The 19,376-nt window shown below is 73.2% G+C and carries 20 protein-coding genes; 11 read left to right on the top strand and 9 right to left on the bottom strand.

All coding sequences use genetic code 11. The annotated features are described in order from the left end of the window. Positions 1-354: 354 nt before the first annotated feature. The gene (locus ACIRBY_RS14705) at positions 355-633 is read left to right on the top strand and encodes a hypothetical protein (protein ID WP_403900662.1); all 279 of its coding nucleotides are present in this window, start codon (positions 355-357) and stop codon (positions 631-633) included. Positions 634-674: 41 nt separating this feature from the next. Here ACIRBY_RS14705 and ACIRBY_RS14700 read toward each other — a convergent pair whose 3' ends face one another. Beyond that, the gene (locus ACIRBY_RS14700) at positions 675-971 is read right to left on the bottom strand and encodes a DUF1330 domain-containing protein (protein ID WP_403900660.1); all 297 of its coding nucleotides are present in this window, start codon (positions 969-971) and stop codon (positions 675-677) included. 167 nt (positions 972-1,138) lie between these two features. Between ACIRBY_RS14700 and ACIRBY_RS14695 the strand changes: the two genes are divergently transcribed. Next, positions 1,139-1,651: a MarR family winged helix-turn-helix transcriptional regulator gene (locus ACIRBY_RS14695; RefSeq protein WP_403900658.1), complete on the top strand. Its 513-nt coding sequence runs from the start codon at positions 1,139-1,141 to the stop codon at positions 1,649-1,651. A gap of 148 nt (positions 1,652-1,799) precedes the next feature. Continuing rightward, positions 1,800-2,159 carry a hypothetical protein gene (locus ACIRBY_RS14690; protein ID WP_403900656.1) on the top strand — a complete coding sequence of 120 codons (360 nt, stop codon included), beginning with the start codon at positions 1,800-1,802 and terminating at the stop codon, positions 2,157-2,159. Here the strand turns inward: ACIRBY_RS14690 and ACIRBY_RS14685 are convergent. Beyond that, the gene (locus ACIRBY_RS14685) at positions 2,156-2,479 is read right to left on the bottom strand and encodes a hypothetical protein (protein ID WP_403900654.1); all 324 of its coding nucleotides are present in this window, start codon (positions 2,477-2,479) and stop codon (positions 2,156-2,158) included. The genes ACIRBY_RS14690 and ACIRBY_RS14685 overlap by 4 nt on opposite strands. Positions 2,480-2,545: 66 nt before the next feature. After that, positions 2,546-2,965: a hypothetical protein gene (locus ACIRBY_RS14680; RefSeq protein WP_403900652.1), complete on the bottom strand. Its 420-nt coding sequence runs from the start codon at positions 2,963-2,965 to the stop codon at positions 2,546-2,548. A gap of 215 nt (positions 2,966-3,180) precedes the next feature. Between ACIRBY_RS14680 and ACIRBY_RS14675 the strand changes: the two genes are divergently transcribed. After that, positions 3,181-4,428, top strand: a complete 1,248-nt coding sequence (locus ACIRBY_RS14675) for a cytochrome P450 (protein WP_403900650.1) — start codon at positions 3,181-3,183, stop codon at positions 4,426-4,428. A 14-nt stretch (positions 4,429-4,442) separates the two neighbouring features. Here ACIRBY_RS14675 and ACIRBY_RS14670 read toward each other — a convergent pair whose 3' ends face one another. The 4 genes from ACIRBY_RS14670 to lanL all read right to left on the bottom strand — a co-directional run bounded on the left by ACIRBY_RS14670 (position 4,443) and on the right by lanL (position 9,653). After that, positions 4,443-5,300, bottom strand: a complete 858-nt coding sequence (locus ACIRBY_RS14670) for an ABC transporter permease (RefSeq protein ID WP_403901129.1) — start codon at positions 5,298-5,300, stop codon at positions 4,443-4,445. A gap of 11 nt (positions 5,301-5,311) precedes the next feature. Further along, positions 5,312-6,427: an ATP-binding cassette domain-containing protein gene (locus ACIRBY_RS14665; protein WP_403900648.1), complete on the bottom strand. Its 1,116-nt coding sequence runs from the start codon at positions 6,425-6,427 to the stop codon at positions 5,312-5,314. A gap of 300 nt (positions 6,428-6,727) precedes the next feature. Beyond that, positions 6,728-6,883, bottom strand: a complete 156-nt coding sequence (locus ACIRBY_RS14660; RefSeq protein ID WP_198959863.1) for a VenA family class IV lanthipeptide — start codon at positions 6,881-6,883, stop codon at positions 6,728-6,730. A gap of 43 nt (positions 6,884-6,926) precedes the next feature. Then, positions 6,927-9,653 carry a class IV lanthionine synthetase LanL gene (lanL, locus tag ACIRBY_RS14655; protein WP_403900645.1) on the bottom strand — a complete coding sequence of 909 codons (2,727 nt, stop codon included), beginning with the start codon at positions 9,651-9,653 and terminating at the stop codon, positions 6,927-6,929. Between the two features lie 853 nt (positions 9,654-10,506). On the opposite strand from lanL, the gene ACIRBY_RS14650 reads away from it, so the two are divergent. From ACIRBY_RS14650 to ACIRBY_RS14625, 6 genes are all read left to right on the top strand, one after another. Beyond that, positions 10,507-10,974: a VOC family protein gene (locus tag ACIRBY_RS14650; RefSeq protein WP_403900643.1), complete on the top strand. Its 468-nt coding sequence runs from the start codon at positions 10,507-10,509 to the stop codon at positions 10,972-10,974. Between the two features lie 154 nt (positions 10,975-11,128). Continuing rightward, complete coding sequence (locus tag ACIRBY_RS14645; RefSeq protein ID WP_403900641.1) at positions 11,129-11,374, top strand: hypothetical protein; 246 nt, start codon at positions 11,129-11,131, stop codon at positions 11,372-11,374. A gap of 34 nt (positions 11,375-11,408) precedes the next feature. After that, positions 11,409-12,509, top strand: coding sequence for a zeta toxin family protein (locus ACIRBY_RS14640; protein WP_403900639.1), 1,101 nt, complete (start codon positions 11,409-11,411; stop codon positions 12,507-12,509). Between the two features lie 207 nt (positions 12,510-12,716). Then, a complete protein-coding gene (locus tag ACIRBY_RS14635; RefSeq protein ID WP_403900637.1) occupies positions 12,717-13,979 on the top strand; it encodes a serine hydrolase domain-containing protein in 1,263 nt (420 codons plus the stop codon). 22 nt (positions 13,980-14,001) lie between these two features. Then, complete coding sequence (locus ACIRBY_RS14630) at positions 14,002-14,280, top strand: hypothetical protein (RefSeq protein ID WP_403900635.1); 279 nt, start codon at positions 14,002-14,004, stop codon at positions 14,278-14,280. Then, positions 14,268-15,080 (top strand): methyltransferase domain-containing protein, encoded by an 813-nt coding sequence (locus ACIRBY_RS14625; protein ID WP_403900633.1) that lies wholly within the window; start codon positions 14,268-14,270, stop codon positions 15,078-15,080. Before ACIRBY_RS14630 ends, ACIRBY_RS14625 begins: the two co-directional genes overlap by 13 nt. On the opposite strand, the gene ACIRBY_RS14620 is transcribed toward ACIRBY_RS14625, so the two are convergent. Next, complete coding sequence (locus tag ACIRBY_RS14620) at positions 15,032-16,234, bottom strand: enoyl-[acyl-carrier-protein] reductase FabV (protein ID WP_403900631.1); 1,203 nt, start codon at positions 16,232-16,234, stop codon at positions 15,032-15,034. The genes ACIRBY_RS14625 and ACIRBY_RS14620 overlap by 49 nt on opposite strands. 288 nt (positions 16,235-16,522) lie before the next feature. On the opposite strand from ACIRBY_RS14620, the gene ACIRBY_RS14615 reads away from it, so the two are divergent. After that, positions 16,523-17,038: an HIT family protein gene (locus ACIRBY_RS14615; RefSeq protein WP_403900629.1), complete on the top strand. Its 516-nt coding sequence runs from the start codon at positions 16,523-16,525 to the stop codon at positions 17,036-17,038. 213 nt (positions 17,039-17,251) lie between these two features. Here ACIRBY_RS14615 and ACIRBY_RS14610 read toward each other — a convergent pair whose 3' ends face one another. After that, on the bottom strand, positions 17,252-19,141 hold the full coding sequence (locus ACIRBY_RS14610) for a M1 family aminopeptidase (RefSeq protein WP_403900627.1): 1,890 nt from the start codon (positions 19,139-19,141) through the stop codon (positions 17,252-17,254). Between the last annotated feature and the right edge of the window lie 235 nt (positions 19,142-19,376).

The raw sequence follows: 19,376 nt of genomic DNA, 5'->3' as shown, positions 1-19,376 counted from the left end.
CCCGGCGCGGGCGCCCCCGCAGACGGCGCCCCGGGCACCGGCGGACGGCCGCCCCGGCCCGCCGACGGCAAGGCCCCCGCCCCGCCGGGCAGCCGTGAGCCGGCGCCCGAGGGCGTCCGTACGTCCTCGGCCCCCTCGGACACCCCGACCGACGGGTCGCGGACCCGTGCGCCCGAGCAGGCGGACCCGCCGACCCCAGCCGGCCAGTCGTCCGCCGCCCGGGATTCCGCGCAGGGAGGGGCCGACTCCGCCTCGCGGGGCGACGCCGGGGACACGGCCTCCGGCGGCAGTCCGGGCAACCTGAGCGACGAATGGGGACGGACGGTCGCCCTCCTCGCGGAAGGCGCCGCGAAGGTGGCGGAGACCGTCGTGGACCTGGCCGCCGAGCTCGTCGACACGGTCGCCGAAGCGGGCGCGCAAGCGGAGTTCGAAGCCCGTGCCGGCGACGCCCGCGCCGACTTCTCCGCCGCCCACAGACCCGACGCCGGCGCCGACGCCACCCGGAACACGACCGGAACGCCGGCCGACGACGTCTGGGAGGAAGGGGACCCGCTGCCGGACGACCGGACTTCTTCCGGCAGGAGGGCCGGGGACGTCATGGACGACGAGCACAACCGGAAGGGCCCGGGCTGAGCAGCGGACGAACCGCGCCCCGCGCCCCGCGCCCCGGCGGATCAGCCGGGGAGGCCCGCCAGCAGCTGGACGTCGACCTCGTGGCCCATCGTCTCGATGCGCCAGGCGGCCAACTCCCGGTAGGCGGGCGACGCGTACCAGTCGCGGGCCGCCCGCTCGGTGGGGAAGCCCACCAGGGCGGTCTTCGTGTACGTCGAGGGCCCCTCCAGCCGGGCCGGGGCGTCGAAGGCGAGCAGCCGGCCGTCGAACGCGTCGAGCGTCGGGCCGACATGGGCCAGGTAGTGGCCGAGGGCGGCGTCGGGCGTGTGGTCGGTACGGATGAACAGCACGTAGTGCACGGACTTCTCCTCGCTCCCCCGCCGTACCCCGGACGGGCACAGGCGGGACATCAAACACTCCGATGGCGAAAACTTCGATGTCGAAGTTTCCATGGACAGGACACTAACCACACATCAACATCGGAGTCAAACGATTCGACGTCGAAGCGTTCTGCTAACCTGGAGCCATGCGCGACACGGTGGACGAGGTCATCGAGCAGTGGGACGCCCTGCGCCCCGGGCTGGACACCGAGCCGATCGGGGTGGTCCTGCGGATCTTCCGCGCCTCACGCCACCTCGACCAGGGGATCAAGGGGTACTTCGACGAACACGGCCTGGAGACGTGGGAGTACGACATCCTCGCCACGCTCCTGCGCGCGGGCGGCGGCAACACCCTCCGCATGAGCGACCTGGCCGGCGCCGCGATGATCAGCCCGGCCGCCCTCACCAACCGCATCGACCGGCTGGTCGCCAAGGGCCTGGTCACCCGCGCGACCGACCCGGACAACCGGCGCCTGGTGCGTACGGAGCTCACCGCCGAGGGCCGCCGCCTCGCCGAGGACCTGATCGAAGGCCACCTGGCCAACGAGCGCGAACTCATCGAGGCCCTCACCCCCCGGGAACGGCTCCAGCTGGCCTCACTGCTCCGCAAGCTGCTCGTACCCTTCGAAGCCGACTCCCGCAGCCCCAGGAACCCCTGACCCGCCGACACCTCGCCATCCGCGGCAGCCGCACCCGCGCGAGGCCACCCTGCGGCCCCGGCTCCTGCGGCTGCGACAGGACTGGCCGGACGCAAGGACCGTCCGGGGGTTCCGGGCCCCGCTGGCCACGGAGGACCTCGCCGTCGCCATGAGGTTCCGCCACGCCCGGAAGGCCGCGACAGCCCGCGGCATCACCGACCTCCTGGCCGCCGACGGAGTCGATACGCGCGACGACCTCCACGCCTGGCTCGGCCACCAGGCCCATCGTGCGGCTCTGCGCACCGTGGAGGGGGTGGGGCCGAAGAGCGTCGACTACCTCGGCAACCTCGTCGGCCGCTCACAGATCGCCGTCGACGTCCATCTCCGTGCCTTCGCCGCGGACGCCGGTGTTCCGAGCCTCGGCTACGAGCGACTGCGCACGGCGTACGAGGAAGCCGCCACGCTCCTCGGGCACGACAAGGCCGGACTGGAACATGCCGTCTGGCGGTACACGAGGGCGGCGGGCTAGAGCGGGATCCCCTCCCGCGCCCACGCACCGGCGTCCTCCGACGGGTCCGGGGGCGCCGCGTACTCGGGCGACGGGTGGACGAGTTCGGGATGGTCCACGACGTACCGGTCGCCGTGGATCGCCGTCATCGCCCAGTGCCACGCCTCGTCGTGGAAGACCAGCCCCCGGAACGGCGTCCCGGCCGGCTGGTACGGATACCACTCCACGGCGGCCTTCCTGGCTTCCTCCGGCATCACGCCGCCATGGTGCTCCATCACCCACGCATAGCCACGCCGCTCGGACGTCAGGCAGTCGACGTAACCCGATTCGCTCCATGTCACGGCCCAACGGTACGGCAGACCGCCGGACGCCCGGCTCCTCGACCGCCGCGGGTCCGGAACCCGCCGCTACAGCGCGTAGTCCTGGGCCAGTTCCTCCCAGTGGAGGCCGCGCAGGCCGGGATCGGCGTCCTCGCCCGACGGTACCTCCGGTACCGACTGGAACCAGGCGACGACGAGCACCGAGGCGTCCATGGCCGGGTCCAGCGCCGCCGAGGAGAAGACGCCGACGCACGCCACGGAGGGCAGCACCTCGACGGGGCCGAAGGGACCGGCGGGCTCGTCCGGGTAGGCGCGGGAGGGCGGAACGAGGTGGACCGGCCCGGCGGATGAGGCCTGTTCGGCCTGCCGCTGCAGCCAGGCGACCTTCAGGTCGTTGATGCGCGCGCACGGGTAGCCCTCGATCAACCCCCCGTAGGTCGAGTACATCCGCAGCTCGGTGAGCCTGAGTGAGCGACCGGACGGGAGGAGTATCTGGCTCAGTGACATGCGGACACCCTAGGCACGCGGTTCACTTCCGCCGTAGGCAATATCCACCGGCAGAGCGCCTCCGATCTCCGCGGATCCGGACCGCGGGCACCCCAGCCCCCGGCCGCCGGAGGGATCACCCCGCCGGACGAGGCGCGCCGCACCGGTCACGGGCGGGCGGCGTTGCAGGCTCGTTCTCCGTGGCGCCGACGACAGCCCCATCCCCGGGAGGCAACATGAACGAGCGGCCGGTCCCCCTGCCCTACGCCGACCCCGCCTTCGTCGCGGACCCGTTCCCGCTGTACCGGCAGCTGCGCGAGGAGGGGCCCGTGCGGCGGGTCGTCGTGGCGGGCGCCCTGGAGGCCTGGCTCGTCACCCGGTACGACGACGCGCTCGCCGCCCTGTCCGACTCCCGGCTCAGCAGCGACGTACGGGACGCCTCGGACACCCGCCTGCTGCGGCAGCTGCCCGCGACGGAGCGCGCCTCCCTGCTGAGCAACATGCTCCGCAGCGACCCGCCCGACCACACCCGCCTGCGCCGGCTGGTCTCCAAGGCGTTCACCGCCCGCCGGGTCGCGGGGATGCGGCCGCGGATCCAGTCCCTCACCGACGGGCTGCTGGACGCCCTCGTCCCCGCCGGGCGCGCCGACCTCGTCGCGGACTTCGCGCTGCCGCTCCCGGTCACGGTGATCAGCGAACTGCTGGGGGTGCCGGTGGACGACCGCCACGACTTCCAGCACTGGACCGACCGCATGGTCAGGCGGGGCGCGGAGCCGCTGGACCCGGCCGTGGTGGACGAGGCGTGGCGGCACATGCGGGCGTACGTGGCCGGGCTGATCCGCGCCAAGCGGGCGGATCCCGGCGACGACCTGCTCAGCGGCCTCATCACCGCGCGGGACGAGGAGCAGCGCCTGTCGGAGGACGAACTGGTCGCCATGGTGTTCCTGCTGCTGGCGGCCGGCTACATCACCACGGTCAACCTGATCGGCGGCGGCATCGCCATGCTGCTCGCCCATCCGGGACAGCTCGAACTGCTGCGCTCGGACCCCGGGCTGCTGCCGGGCGCGATCGAGGAGTTCCTGCGCTACGACGGTCCGGTCAGCCCCGGCATCGCACGGTTCGCCCGTGAGGACGTCGAGATCGCGGGCGTGCGGGTGCCACGCGGCGCGACCGTGCTGATCGGCTCCGCGCTCGCCGACCGGGACCCGGAGCGGTTCCCCGACCCCGACCGCCTCGACCTCACCCGGCAGGACAACGCCCACCTCGCGTTCGGGCACGGGATCCACTACTGCCTGGGCGCTCCGCTGGCCCGGCTGGAGGGGGAGATCGCCATCGGGACCGTCCTGCGCCGGCTGCCCGGCCTCGCGCTGGCCGTGCGGCCGGAGGAGATCCCCTGGCGGCCCGGCGGGCTGCGCGGCCCCGAGAGCCTGCCGGTGACGTTCGACCCCGGTGACCCACCCGGTGGGTCACCCGGTGGGTCATAGGAGGCTTCCGGCGGCTACTCGGGGCGGCCGAAGCGGTGGGCGGCCCACAGGAGGGCCAGGACGCCGATCGTCAGGAGGCCCGCCGCTTCGAGGGCGAGCGGGGGCTGGCGGCCGAACCATTCGATGCCGGCCACGGCCGCCTGCTGCGGTTCCCTGACCCCGATGGAGCGGCGCAGCAGGTCGATGCCGTAGGCGAGCGGGTTGCAGGCGGCCAGGGTCCGGGCCCAGCCGGGCAGGTTGGCCAGGGGGAAGAAGCCGCCGGAGAGGAAGAGCAGCGGCGTCATCACCAGGCCGAGCAGCATGTGGAACATCTCGGCGCGGGCCAGGCTCACGGCGAGGGCCAGGGACATCGCGGTGATGGTGAAGGAGACCAGCACCACGCCGGCCAGGAGCAGGGCCAGCAGGAGCGGGTCGTAGGGCAGGCCGGCCACCCCGGCGAGGAGGAGCAGCAGGGCACCCTGGACCGCGGCGACCGCGGTGCCGCCGGCGCAGCTGCCCAGGAGCAGGGTGGAGCGGCGTACGGGTGCCATCAGCAGTTCGCGCAGGTAGCCGCTCTGCCGGTCGGTGATCAGCCGGATGCCGACCATGATGGCCGGGGTCTGGACCGTCATCATCAGCATGCCGGGGAACAGGTAGGTCTGGTAGCCGACGCCCAGGGCCCCGTCGGGGATCAGGGCGGCCAGGCCGCCTCCGAGGATCAGGAGGTAGAGCACCGGCTGGGTCAGCATCAGCGCGGTGTGGAGGCGCTGGGAGGCCAGGCGCAGCAGGTCGCGGTGGACGAGGGCGTGGACGGCGCGCAGTTCGCGGCGCAGGCGGTCGACGGGCGCGGGGTCGGGGGCGTAGGGGGTCTGCGGAACGTCCGGCGGCCGCACGGCGGATGTGGTCACGGGCCCTCCCCGCTCGTCGTCGTGGTGGCGGTCTGCGTCCCGGCCGCGCCGGCCGCCGGGAGGGGGCCGGCCCCCTGGATGCTGCGGCCGGTGTGGTGGAAGAAGACGTCGTCGAGCGTCGGCGGGGTCGCGGAGGCGGCGTGCACGGGGATGCCGTGGGTGGCCAGGGCCCCGCACAGGCGCGGGATCCAGGAGCTGCCGTCGGGCACGCGCAGGCAGAGCCCGTCGCCGTCCAGCGTCGTGGCGGTGCCCGGGGGCGCGGCCTTGCGCACGACCTCGCGCGCCGCCCGGTCGTCGCCGGTGCGCAGCACCACGCGGTCGTCCCCGATCGCGGCCTTCAGGGCGAGGGGGGTGCCCTGTGCCACCAGGCGGCCGCCGTCGATGATGGCGAGGCGGTCGCAGTTCTCGGCCTCGCCCAGGTAGTGGGTGGTGACGAAGAGCGTGATGCCCTGCCGGTCGCGCAGCGCGCGCAGGTGTTCCCAGACCTGGGCGCGGGCGTGGGGGTCGAGTCCGGTGGTGGGCTCGTCGAGGAAGAGGATCTGCGGCTCGTGCAGCAGGCCGCGGGCGAGTTCGAGCCGTCGTCGCATGCCGCCGGACAGGGTGCGTACCGGGGAGTGGTTCCGGTCGGCCAGTCCGACCGCCTCCAGCGTCTCGGCGGCGCGTCGGCGGGCGTCGCGGCGGCCCAGCCCGTAGAGGCGGGCGTGGATGCGGAGGTTCTGTTCGGCCGTCAGGTCCATGTCCAGGGCGCTGTGCTGGAAGAGCATCCCGACCTGTCGCCGTACCCGGTCGGGCTGGTCGAGCACGTCGGCGCCGGCCACCGTGGCGCGTCCGGCGGTGGGCCGGGCGAGGGCGCACAGCAGGGAGATGGTGGTGGACTTGCCGGCGCCGTTGGGGCCGAGGAAGGCGAAGGTCTCGCCCTGGTGTACGTCCAGGTCCAGGCCGCGTACGGCCTCGACGGCGGTGCCGTCCGGGCCCGGGTAGCTCTTGACCAGGCCGCGCGTGCTGATGGCGTACGCCGGCCCGTGCTCCGGCCGCGCGGTGTCCGGGTCGGCGGGGGCGGTGGCCAGGAGGGTGGCCCGGGCGGGGGCGTCGTCACCGGCGTGTGGCTGCATGGTCGGGTCCTCGTCTGCGGGGTGTGGTCTGCGGACTCGGGCGGGCAACGGGTGAGCCGGGCACGGACGGGCCGTGCCCGGCTCCCCTGTGGAGCGGGTGTGTGCTCCGGCCGGTGGCCGCCGCCATGGGCAGGCCACCGGCCGGAGGTCGTCCGGCCCCTGTCGTTCCGTCCCGCGCGGCACTGGCGGGCAGTACGGGGTGCTCCCCGCCCGCGGGTCCGCTGCTCAGCGTCCCGTCGACGTGACCGCTGTCGTCGGGGCCGCCGGGCAGTGGCGGAGTCCAAGGGGCCTACCGCCGGGTCAGGCGCAGCTGATGCCCACACAGACGGTGTTGAGCAGCGTCAGGAGCCCGACGCACGCGCAGGTGTCGGCGAACGGGACTCCGTCGACGCCGATCGGGTCGGTCTCGGGAAGGGCGTGCAGGTGAGCCAGCAGTTCGAGGTCGCGGTTCTCCATGGCTTTCTCCTTCTCTCTGAGGTGGCGGCAGGTTCCCTGCCGCTCAGCCCGGCTGCTGGATCGTCCAGTGCCGGGAGTCTGTGTGTCGGGTCCGCAGGAGGAACGCGAGGATCCCCGCGGATCCGTCGCTCCAGCTCGTCGAGACGTCCCCGTACTCGGTGGGGAAGACGACGTGGCCGTCGCGGTGGGCCCGTTCGGCTGCGATGAGGCGGGCCAGGTCCTCGGCCATCGCGTGGTAGGAGGGGTCCCCGGTGGCCGAGGCCATGTCGAGGAGGAAGTCCCCGTTGCCCGCGAGCCCGTGGCACTGGGCGAGGGGGGCCCGGGATGCGCGTTCGACGACGGCGCGGGCGGCGCCGCGGGCGAGTTCGGCGTAGCGTTCGTCGCCGGTGGTCCGCCACAGCCGGATCAGGAAGGATCCGATGCCCGCCGAGCCGTGGCACCAGTACGGCGCCGTGGGCACGTCGCCGGCCTGCGCCGGCCACTGGGTGGCCCCGCCGATCCGCACGGCGCCGGCCACCAGCTCCTCGCCGGCGGCGACGGCCAAGTCCAGGTAGTCCCGGCGGTCCGCGACGGCGGCTGCTTCGAGCAGGAAGTACCCGATGCCGGACGTTCCGTGGGCGAAGCCGAGGTAGCGTTTGCCGACCTCCTCGGAGACGGCTTCCGCCGGGATCGGCCAGCTCACGCCGGAGGGCTCGGGCCGCGCGGCGGCGGCCAGCCGGTCGGCGGCGGCGACGACGCGTTCGGCCAGCCGGGGGTCTCCGGTGCGGTGCCACAGGTGGGCGGCCGCCAGTCCGCTGCCCGCGTGGCCGTGGGTGATGTCGTGGCTGAGGGTCGTCTCCTGCGGGGCCAGGGCCAGGGCCACCGCGTGGTCGGCGAGGCCGCGGTCGTCGACGGCGCGGGCGGCGTCGTACAGGGCCCATGCGGTGCCCCTGCCGCCGAAGTGCAGGCCGGGGCGCGTGGAGCGGGTGTCGGTCCGGTCGGCGATCCAGCGGCCCGCGGTGGATATCACCTCGGGCAGGCGCGGATCCCCGGTGAGCTCGAAGTACCGGGTCAGGACGGCCAGTACGCCGGCCGCGCCCTGCTGCACGGTACAGGGGTCGGTCTCCCCGGCCCGGGTGGACACGGGCCACAGCCGTTGCGCGTCCTTCGGCGTCATCGAGTCGACGAGGTGGTCGACGATCCCCGCCGTCACGTCCGCCGTCACGTCCGCCGTCACGTCCGCCGTCACGTCCGCCGTCGCGTCCGCCGTCGTGTCGGGCCGCGGGGCGGCGGGGCGGCGCACGTCCGGGGCGGCGGGCGGCTGCTGCCGCGTCCCGGCCGTCCGGCGCAGGGCCGCGCGGGCCAGGTCCGGGTCCCAGCGCTCGGCGGGGTCGTCCTGCATCAGCCCGAGGATCATCTCGGGCAGGCCGTCCGGGAGGGGGAGCGCGGCTCCGGCTGCGGTGAGCCACTCGGCGAGCCGCTGGTCCGCCGTCCGGTCGGCGGGTTCCTCCGGCAACAGGTTGGGCACCTTGCCGGCGAGGACGAGGCAGATGGTGGCGCCGAGGCTGTAGTAGTCGGCCGTCGGGGAGACGGGTGCGTCCCACAGGCGCTCGGGCGCGCTGAATCCGGGGGTCCCCACCGTCGTCGGGAGGGCCTCGTCGTCCTCCAGGACGGCGAGTTCGAGGTCGATGAGGCGCAGTTCGCCGTCGGGGCGGACCATGATGTTGCCGGGGGTGAAGTCCCTCAGGACGCAGCCGCGTGCGTGGGTCGCGGCGACGAGGTCGATCAGCCGGCCGGCCTGGGTGAGGGCGTCGGCGCGGTAGCGTTCGGCGCCGACGTCGCGGAAGTGCTCGGCCACCCAGTTGCGCAGGGGGACGCCGGGGATCTCCTCCTGTGCGAGGAACAGGTGTCCGCCGTGCTCGAACATCGCGAGGAGCTCGGGGGCCAGGCCGGTGCCGGCCAGTTTCTCCAGGGTCCGGGCCTCGGCGCGCAGCCAGTCGCGTACGTCGGCGCCCGAGGCGTCGGCCTCCACGTGCGGGCGGGCCTCCTTGATGACCGCCGGCGCGCCCGTGGTGACGTCCGTGCCCCGGTAGACGCCGCCCTTGTTGGTGTGGCGGATCGCCTCCCGGACCGAGAAGCGGCCGCCGAGCAGGACCGGGCCCGCCGGCGCCTGCTGCTTCTGCGGCGGGAGCGGCACCGACGCGGGGAAGGGGCTGACCGCCCAGGACGGGGGCGCGTACTGGCCGGTGCGGACGTCCTCGACGGGGTTGCCGTCGGGGTCCTCGATGTACCAGACGAGCAGTCCCTCGTCGGACAGCCGCCGCCGGCCGACGAAGGCGCCGTAGCGGTAGTGGACCAGGCTGTTCGCGGCGTAGGGCTGGTCGGAGAGGATCCGGGGGCCGGCCAGCCCCGCCGTGGCGGTGTGCAGTTCCTGCGCGATGCGGGCCGCGTCGGCGTCGGAGCGGGGGTAGACGGTGATGAACTTGCCCGAGCTCCCCCGGGGCGTGGCCCGGGAGTTGAGCGCGCCCACCTGTTCCAGGGAGCGGGCGAACTTGAACGCGGACCCGTCCCGCAGCAGGACCCCCAGGGCCTTGGCGAGGACCACCGGTGCGGAGGCGGACGTCGCCGACACGTGCAGTTTCCAGCCCTGCTCGGGGAGGGTCGCGGACTCGGGCGTGAGGCGGCACCACATCTCGTCCGTTTCGGTGGTCCACCGCGTGCCCGCACCGGTGGATTCCAGTACCCGGCGGAGGAGTTCTTCGAGGTCGACTTCGGTTGCGTGGCTCGTCATGCCCGTCCCTCTCAACGGTGAGGACCGCTGGTTGGAATATGCCTTCGGTAAGGAGAAACGTACAACCGGGGCCCGGTTCGCGTCACTTGATTCGACGGGCGCACGGTGTTGTTGCAAGGCCGGATGGTGTCAACCGGCGCAGAAAGGAAGTGCGGGAATGGTGCGCGCGGTGGTATTGCTCCGGGCGCCCGTTCGGTGCTGAAACCGATGGGACCACAGGGGACTACAGGGAATGGAATCAGCCCGAGTCGATGCGCCCCGAATCCGGCGCGGCGCCGCTGTCCCCTGCGGGGGCGACCGGGAGGGGGAGCGTGGTGCGGACCGGGGGTGGAGGTCTCCGATTGTCACGGTGACCAGCACTGTTCTCGGCATCAGTGCCAGTCGGGCCTCGATTTCGATGGGGGTTCCGGGTCGATGCGGGAGGGTCGCGGTTCGGTTCGACCCGGTTCGCAGTGGACGTTATCAACGCCTCGCTTACGGCCCACAGCTTTCCCGCTGCACGGGCTGCGGTAAAAGGTTCGATTCCGCCATGCTTCCAACCAGCTACGGAACGTGATCCGGCGTCCGTTCATGATTCGCGATCACGTGCCTGAGCTGCACACCATGGAGAATGTTGAAGAATAAATGAACTGTGCGGCCGCTCCGGAAACGGCTCAATCCTGCGAGTGGACCCCCGAAGGCGCGCTCGGCCATGCGATGAATTGTGGGACCACTGGTGGGGCAGGGACGCGCAATGCCTCGTCTGCCTGCTGTGACCGCACCGCCGGAGGCGTGCCGGCGCGGCCGCGTCGACGGCTGCGCCGCCGGCCCGCGGCTCCCTCGCCGCGTCCGCTCCGGGGCGTACCGTGACCGCATGGAACAGCGCATCACCCTCGTCACGCTGGGGGTTTCCGACCTCGCCCGCGCCAAGTCCTTCTACGGGGCCCTGGGCTGGCGGGGCCAGGAGGTCGAGGAGACCGTCTTCTTCCAGGCGGGCGGTCTGGCACTCGTCCTGTGGGACCGCGACGAACTCGCGGCGGAATGCGGCCTGGAGACGGGACCGGAGCGGGACCCGGGGCCGGGGCCGGGCCGGGCGGCCGGCTTCGGCGGGATCGCCCTGTCCCACAACGTCCGCTCCGACGCCGAGGTCGACGCCCTGCTCGCGGCGGCGGAACGGGCCGGCGCGAGGATCACCAAACCCGCGGCCGTGAACGCCGTCGGCTTCCGCTCCGGCGCCTTCGTCGACCCCGACGGCCACGCCTGGGAGATCGCGCACAACCCCGGGTTCCCGTTCAACAAGGACGGCTCGATCACCCTCCCCGACTTCGGCGGCACGGCCTAGCGCGGCGACCGGAATCCACGCGCCTGCGCGGCGCCTCCGAAGCCCAGGCGCAGAACAGCGAGAGGTTCTCGGTCAGGGTGACGGGCCCGCACGCGGCCTTGGTGTGATCATCTGGATCATCTAGGGTGACGACCGGAGAGAAGAGGGGGCCGTCATGACCGGCAAGCCATCGCTGCGCGACTACATCGACCGCTACGCAGCCGGCGAGATCCCCCGTGACGAGGCGCTGGCGGCCATCGCCGCCTGGGACTTCGAAGAGGAATGGTTCGACCCGGCCCACACGGCGCCGACGCACCAGGACAACACCGTGGCCGTCGTGGCGCAGGCCCGGGCGCTCGGGAAGCTCGCGCCCGAGGACGTCGAGGTCATCCGGGAGCACCTCCGGCGCCGCGGATTCTGAACCGCGGCCCGAAGTCGATCAGGGGGAAGCACGCGTGCCCGTGACGGGTGAGTACGAGCCGCTCTACCGGGAGCTCCAGCAGCGGATGGGGCCGGGCGGGGACCTTTCGGTGGCCGGGGAGTTCGACACCAAGAACCGCCACCAGACGTCGGGGCTGTGGACGCCCGAACGGGCTTCGCTGCACGATGCGGTGATCGAGCGCTTCAAGAGCCGGTGCCGGGGCAAGCCGCGCGACGGCCACGCCGTGCTGTTCACCGGCGGCGCGCCCGGGTCGGGCAAGGGCAGGGCGCAGCGCAGCCTGCCGCAGTGGCAGGCGCAGGACTCCGCGCTGGGCGACGAACTGCGCCGCGTGCACGGCGTGGACCTCGACGACTACGTCGTCCTCGATCCGGACGAGTTCAAGGTCGCCCTCTTCGAGCAGGGCGGCGCGCCCGAACTCCCCGCGGCCCTGGAGCGCCTCTCCGACGGGCGGCCGTTGTCCCCGTCCGAGAAGGCCTCCCTGGTCCACCGGGAGTCGGGCCACGTCCAGGACGTGGTCGAGAGGTGGGCCCGCAACGAGGGCTACAACCTGTTGTACGACCAGTCCCTCCGGGCCCTGGGCTGGACCTCGAACCTCCTGGCGGACCTTCAGCGGGAGGGCTACGACAAGCGCGTGCTGCTGTCGGTCGAGGTCCCCGAGCAGCAGTGCCTGGAGCAGAACGCCGACCGCTGGCTGGCCGGCCGCCGCGAGTTCGACGCCGGGCGCGACTGGTACGGCGGGCGCATGGCGCCGGAGGGGTTCATCAGGAGCCTCTACGCCGACAGCAGCACGGGCCGCGGCTACTCCGTCGGCCGGGAGAACGCCGAGAAGCTCGCGGAACAGGGTCTGGCCACCGGGCTGATCACCACGGACCGGGGCGACTTCGGCCCGCAGGCAACGGCACAAGCGGAGCCGGAGACCCAGGCGGCAGCCGCCGCCGGCCAGGCGTTCCGGCAGGGCGACACCACGGTGCGGGTCCGCCGGGGCACCGGATTCCTTCCCGGTGTGAACCTCCAGGGCCCCCCGATCCGGGCCCCGCGGGTCGCGGCCGCCCCGCCCGCGCCGCAGCCGCCGGGGCCGGGCCCCTCGCTCGGCGCCGGAGGCGTCGGTCTGTGATGCGGGCCCGAGCGGGCGGCGGGTCCTGTGCGCAGCGCCCCGTTCATCCCGTCTTGCTAAAATGGGGTGGTTCCACCCGTGTCGGGGGCCGAGCGCTACGGTCGTGATGCGCGCATGAAAACCTCCCGAGCTCCCCGGGCTCCCCGGGTCCTCCCGCCGTCCCGGTCGGACCACCGCACAGCGCGCCGCCTGCCCCGCAGGACCCTGGTGGCCTCCTGCACGGCCCTCCTGATCGCGGGCGCCGTCGGGCCGGCGGCCGCCGCGACCGTCCCGGACCCGTCCGCCAACCCCGCCGCGACGGCGAGCGCCCACCCGCCCGGGTCCTCCGCGTCCGTACTGAAGCCCATCGACCCGGCCGCCTTCCAGGCCTCCGTCGCACGCATGGCGAAGAAGCTCATGGTGCCCGGAGCGTTCGTCCTGCTCCGCACCCCGCAGGGCACCTACCGGGCCGTCGTCGGCACCACCGAGCGGGGTACGGCGAAGCCGCCGGACGCCCGGACCCACTTCCGGATCGCCTCCAACACCAAGACCATGACCGCGGCGTTGATCATGCTCCTGGCGCAGGACGGCCGGCTCAAGCTGAACGATCCGGTCTCCGCCTACGTTCCCGACGTGCCGGGCGGCGCGGACATCACCATCGCCGACCTCCTCAAGATGCGCAGCGGGCTCTACAACTACACCGACGCACCCGAACTCTCCGCAGCCCTGGACGCCGACCCCGGCAAGACCTACACCCCCCAGGACGTCCTGGCCATCGCCTTCCGGCGGCCGCCCGACTCCGCACCCGACACGGCCTACGAGTACTCCAACACGAACTACGCCCTGCTCGGCCTCGTCGCCGAGAAGGCGGGCGGCCGCCCCCTCGCCCAGCAGTTCCAGGACCGGCTCCTCACCCCGCTGGGCCTCTCGGCCACCTCCCTGCCCGGCATCGACGACCGGTCCCTCGCCGACCCCTTCTCCCACGGCTACATGTACGGCGGCACCTCCTACGCCCTGGTGGACCAGCCGTACCCCCCGGCCATGGCCAAGGCCGCCGAGGCGGGGAAGCTCGCGCCCGTCGACTACACCCACCAGAACCCCTCCTACGCGAACGCCGCCGGAGCGGCCGTCTCCACCGCGCAGGACCTGGCCACCTGGATCCGGGCGCTGGTCAGGGGCGAGGTCCTCGACCCCGCGACCCAGCAGCGGTGGCTCGCCTCCCCGCGGGCCGAGAACCCGGCCGCGCCCCACGGCCAGGAGTACGGCTACGGCATCGCCCGCCAGAGGTTCGGCCCGAACGCGGCGATGTACTACCACGGCGGCGAACTGCCCGGCTTCAACTCCTTCATCGGCCACGACCCCGACAACGACGTCACGCTCGTCGTCTGGACGAACCTCACCCTGTCGCCCGACGGCCGGACCACCGCCAACGCCCTGCTGCCCACCATCCTCAACCAGGTCTACACCGGCCTCGCCCTCCCCACGGGCTGACGCCCCCCGGCAGGGCATCGGAGTGGTGGTCGCGGGCGGGGCGGGGGTGTCGCAGGCCGGCCCGCCCCCGTACGCGTCCGACCGCGTGGTGCGGGTGGCCGCCGGCGGCGGTCCGCGGAGCACGGTACCGGTGACCGGCCTGAACTCCCCGCCCGGCCCCGCGCTCGACGGCACCGGCAACCTGTACCTGGCGGACGGCTTCGGCAACCGTGTGGTCCGCGTCCGCGAGACGGACGCCGGCCAGACGACGCTCGCCCCCACCGGCCTCAACACCACTACGCTGCGGCGATGGAACTCTTGAACGACGGGCCAGAGCATCCCTCCCGGTCCGCCACAGCGCCGGGCCGGGTGAACGACTACGACCGCTTCGCCGCAGCCTACGCGGCGGAGAACGAGGGCAGCCTCGTGAACGCGTACTACGAGCGGCCCGCCATGCTGGCGCTCGCCGGAGACGTGGCCGGCCGTCGCATCCTGGACGCCGGCTGCGGCGCGGGCCCCCTGTCGGCCGCGCTGCGCGACCGCGGCGCCCTGGTCACCGGTCTCGACGCCAGCTCCGGCATGCTGGACCTGGCGAGACGGCGGCTCGGCGACGACGTCCCCCTGTACCTGGCCGACCTGGGCGACCGGCTGCCCTTCGAGGACGGCGCCTTCGACGACGTGGTCGCCTCCCTGGTGCTGCACTACCTGGAGGACTGGGACCCGGTGCTGGCCGAGGTACGACGCGTGCTGCGGCCCGGCGGACGGCTGATCGTGTCGGTCGACCACCCGATCGCGGCCTACACCATCCACGCGGCGCGCCCCGACTACTTCGCGACCACCAGCTACGACTTCGCCTGGACGTTCGGCGGGCAGACCGTGCCGATGCGGTTCTGGCGCAGGTCACTGCGGGCGATGACCCAGGCCTTCACCGCCGCGGGCTTCCGGCTCGCCGTCATCGGCGAGCCGCAGCCCGATCCGGCCGCCCGGGACCTGTTCCCCGAGGAGTTCCAGGCCCTGTCGGCCGCGCCCTGCTTCCTGTTCCTCGTCCTCGAACTGCCGCCGCAGGCCCGGGATCACCGCGGGGTGGGCCAGGGGACGTCGGTCTCGACCGGCCGGCCGTAGTCGACGGCGTCGACGTTCCAGCCGTACAGGGCCCTGACCTCGCTCATGAACCAGTCGGCGCCGGACCGGGAGGCTTCCAGTCCGCGGTGCGGGTCGGCCCACAGTTCCCGGACCCGGTCCTGGACGCCGGCGTCGAGTTCCCAGCCGTCGAGCCGGATCCGCCCCTCGTCGTCCAGGACGAGGGGGGTGCGCCCTTCGAGCTGGTCCCACAGGTCCACGGCCTGCTCCGCAGTGGTCCGGAAGCCGCTGTCGCCGAGGACGGTGCGCAGGAAGGCGGTGTAGAGGGCGATGGAGGGGATGGCGCTGGAGGCCTGGGTGACGGCCGCGCCGGCCACGACCGTGAAGGCGCGGCCGTTCCTCTCCTTGAGGAGGGGCGAGGCGTCGAGGTCGCGGGCGGTCTGCTCCAGGTGTGCCTTGGCCGCGCCGATGGTCCCCTGCCGGTAGACCGGCGCGGTCACCTCCGAGCCGACGTAGGTCAGGGCCGCGGTGGTGAACCCGTCGGCCAGGAGCCCGCGGGCGGCCAGGGCGCGGACCCACGCCGCCCAGTCGTCGCCGCCCATCACCGCGACGGTGGCGCGCGTCTCCGCCTCGGTTCCGGCCTCGATCCGGGTGTGCGCGACGGAGGGTTCGGCGGTGGAGAAGTCCAGTGCCGGGGCTTCGTAGGCGGCGCCGAGCGGTTTGATCACCGAGTGGTGGACCTCGCCGGTGGCCGGGTCGGTGCGGCGGGGAGCGGCGAGGCTGTAGATGACGTGGTCGACGGCGCCGTAGTGCTCCTCCAGCAGGTCCGCGACCCGGGATTTGGCGTCGGCGGAGAAGGCGTCGGTGTTCACGAGGCGGACGTCGTGCCCGTGCTCGGCGGCGAGTTCGGCGACGGCCGCCGTGCGGTACCAGCCGGCGCCTGCGGTACGGCGGCCGGTGTCCGGGGTCTCGAAGGCGACACCCATGCCCCGGATGCCGTGTCGGCGCAGCCCGGCCAGCAGGGTGGCGAGCCCGTAGCCGGCGGAGTGCCCGAGGACGAGGACGACCGGGCGGCGGCCGTCGGTGCGGGCCGGGATCGCCTCCCACATGCGGCGGACGGTACGGGCGGCGCCTTCGGGGTGGGAGTTGACGATGAGGAATCCACGCTGCTTGGGCTCGATCTGGCGAAGGCTCACGGGTGTCCGTTCCGTTCGGGGCGAGGCGGACGAGGAGGCGCGGGCGGGGCGGTCTCCTCGCAGGGATGACGACGTACGGCCTGCTCCGGCCGTCCTTGCGTCCCTCTTCACGGATCGTATCCACGGGACGGCCGGGCACTTATGACAGACCGTCACCCACCGTGCGTCCGGTCCTTGTGGTCTTGCGACCTTGACATCCGGGCCCGGACCCTCCCGCCGTACCCTCGACGAAGGGAGCCCTCGGGAGCTCGCTCCCGGCAGACTCGTACACCCCGACGGAGGGCGCGTATGACGACGGACCGACAGCCGATGGATCTCGAGGCGTACACGAACCGGGCGCGGAGCGGGCCTTGTTTCGTCTGCGCCTTCCTCGCCGGAGATCCGGACTACCCGCACGAGACGGTCTTCGAGGACGAGGACCACATCGCGTTCCTGGACCGGTGGCCCACGCTGCCGGGGAAGGTCCTCGTCGCGCCGAAGGCGCACATCGAGCACGTGGTGCGCGACCTGGACGAGACGGCCTACAGCCGGCTGATGCTGTGCGTCCGGGAGGTGGCCCTCGCCGTGGAGGAGGTGTGCGGGCCGGAGCGCACCTACCTGTACTCGCTCGGCAGCCGGCAGGGCAACGCGCACCTCCACTGGCACATCGCCGGCCTCCCGCCCGGTGTCCCCTACCAGGAGCAGCAGTTCCACGCGCTGATGACGGAGAACGGGGTCCTGACGCCCGCGCCGGACGAATCGGCCGCGATGGCCGCGCGCCTGCGCGAGGCGCTGCGGACCCGCGGCCGCCTCCCACGGGGCTGACCGGCGCCGACGGCGGCGCCGCCAGGCGCCGCCCGGATGCGCTCCGCCCGGATGCGCTCCGCCCGGATGCGGGGTGCGGGATCCCGGATGCGGGGTGCGGGGTGTGTTCGCCGCTGCTCAGCGGATGGGCGACGATCAGCCGGACGGCGGCGGCCGGGGCCGGCCGACGGTCCGCCCGGGTGGAACGCCCCCGGGCGGACCGTGCCGTGCGGGTCAGCCCTCGATGCGGTGCTGGGTCCAGAACGAGGTCAGGTCGGTGGCCGACACCGCCTGGGCGGCCGCCTTGAACTCGGCCGTCGTCGACACGCCGTACCAGTGCGCGGCCGCGTAGTCCTTCAGCAGCTTGGCCATCACGGTGTCGCCGAGCTGGCGGCGCAGGTCGTGCAGGGCGCACTTGCCGTAGCCGTACACGACGGTCGAGTACCGGGAGGAGTTCGCGTCCCAGTAGGCCATCGAGTTGGTGATCTTCTCGGCCGAGGAGGCCCAGGAGACGCTGTTCCAGCAGTTCGTGCCCGTCTTGCCCAGGGCCAGGTCGGTGGCGTAGTCGGTGAACGCCTCGTCCAGCCAGGGGCTCGCGTACTCGTCGTCGCCGACGATGCCGTAGAACCACTGGTGGCCGATCTCGTGGGTCAGCGCCGTGGTGCTCACCAGGTCGAGGACGAAGCCGGGGTACTCCATGCCCCCGAACCAGTAGTTGTTGTCGATGACCGCGTCCAGCTCGCCGTACGGGTAGGCCCCGAACCGCGCCGCGTGGGCGTCGACCGCGTTCTTCGCGGTGGTCAGCATCGACTGCGCGTCGCTCGAACTGATCCCGGACACGGAGTAGATGTTGATCGGCGTGCCGGCGGCCGAGGTCCCCGAGATCTTGGCGAACGGGCCGGCGCCCCAGGCGAAGTCGCGCACCTTGGAGGCGGTGGCCTTGGTGACCGTGCGGCCGCTGGTGCCGGGGGTGTCCGCCGAGGTGCCGGTGGCCGGGACGAGCAGGCCGGCGGGGTGGTCCAGGGTCACGTTGAAGTCGGCGGCCAGGGAGTAGAAGGACTCGCCGTTGTTGGTGTACGGGTCCAGGTGCCAGCCGGCGCCGTCGCGGACCGCGAGCACCGGCAGGGCGTTGCCGATGTTGCTGAACGCGCCGTCGTGGCCGAAGCGGTCCGCGCCGCTGGGTACGGTGATCGACAGGTCGAAGCCGATCGTGGCGCTCTGGCCCTGGGCGAGCGGGGCCGGCAGGTCGATCTTCAGGGCGGTGCAGGCGACCGAGAGGGCGCCGGCGGTGCCGCCGGTGACGTGGGTGACGGTGATCGGCATGGCCGAGCAGCTGCCGTGGTAGTTGTCCCAGAGCCTCAGGTACACCTCGCTGAGCGGGGTGGCGGAGGCATTGGTGAAGGACGCGGTCTCGTGGCCGGTCCACACGAAGCCGTTCGTGTCACTGCTGAGGTTCACGGTGTACGAGGGCGCTGCCGGGGTGCGGGTGGAGTCCGTCGGCGGGACCGTGCCGCCGGAGGTGTCGAGGGCGACGTCGTCGACGACGAAGCTGGTCTGGAGGCTGGAGTCCTCGGAACCGGTGAACGCGACCGTCACGGTCTGGCCGGCGAACGCCGAGACGTCGAACGACTTCTGGACGTAGCCGGTGTTCTTGTCCAGGTTCGAGTAGGTGGCGAGGGCCGTACTGCCGATCTTCGCGGTCAACGTGTCGTACTTGACCGACGTGGTCCGCTCGGCGGTGTCGACGTGCAGCCAGAAGGTGAGGGTGGCGGTGCTGCATCCGGAGGGGATCGTGACGCTCTGGGAGAGCGTGTCGGTGTGCGTGGAGCCGACGCCGTTCAACCAGGCGAACCAGCCGCCGGCGTGGGCGCTCTGGCCGGTGCGGTTGGTGATCAGGCCGGTCTGCGACTGGCTCCAGGGGGTGGTGCCGCTCTCGAAGCCGCCGTTGGCGACGACCTGTGCGGGGGTGCAGGCCGCGGCCCGTTGGGCCGGGGCCGCCGTGGTGCGGGCGGCGGCGGGCTGCGCCGCGGCGGCGGCCGGTGCGGCGGGGAGCAGCGCGGCCGCGGCCAGCGCGGCGACGGTGCTCACGATCGCGGCGACGGCCTTGTGGGGGGTGCCTCTCACACGTGACTCCTTCTCGGCGGCCGGGGTTCCGGCCTGCTCGGTGGCCGTCCGGCGCCGGCTGGGTGCGCCGGCGGACGGCCGCGGGGGCGCACCGCTCGCGCGGGCGCCGTGGTGAGACGTGCCGTGCCCCCGGTTGGGGGGACACCGCTACGCAGCCTCGCAGTATTGACCGGAACATGCCATCCAGGGCAGGTAAAGCGTTGCCTGCGGCCCCCTCCTCATCACATCGAGACGG

It is taken from the genome of Streptomyces sp. NPDC096136, from assembly GCF_044763325.1.
Taxonomy (GTDB): Bacteria; Actinomycetota; Actinomycetes; order Streptomycetales; family Streptomycetaceae; genus Streptomyces.
The sequence above is the reverse complement of the archived record's forward strand: the minus strand, read 5'-3'. Positions and strand labels throughout refer to the sequence as shown.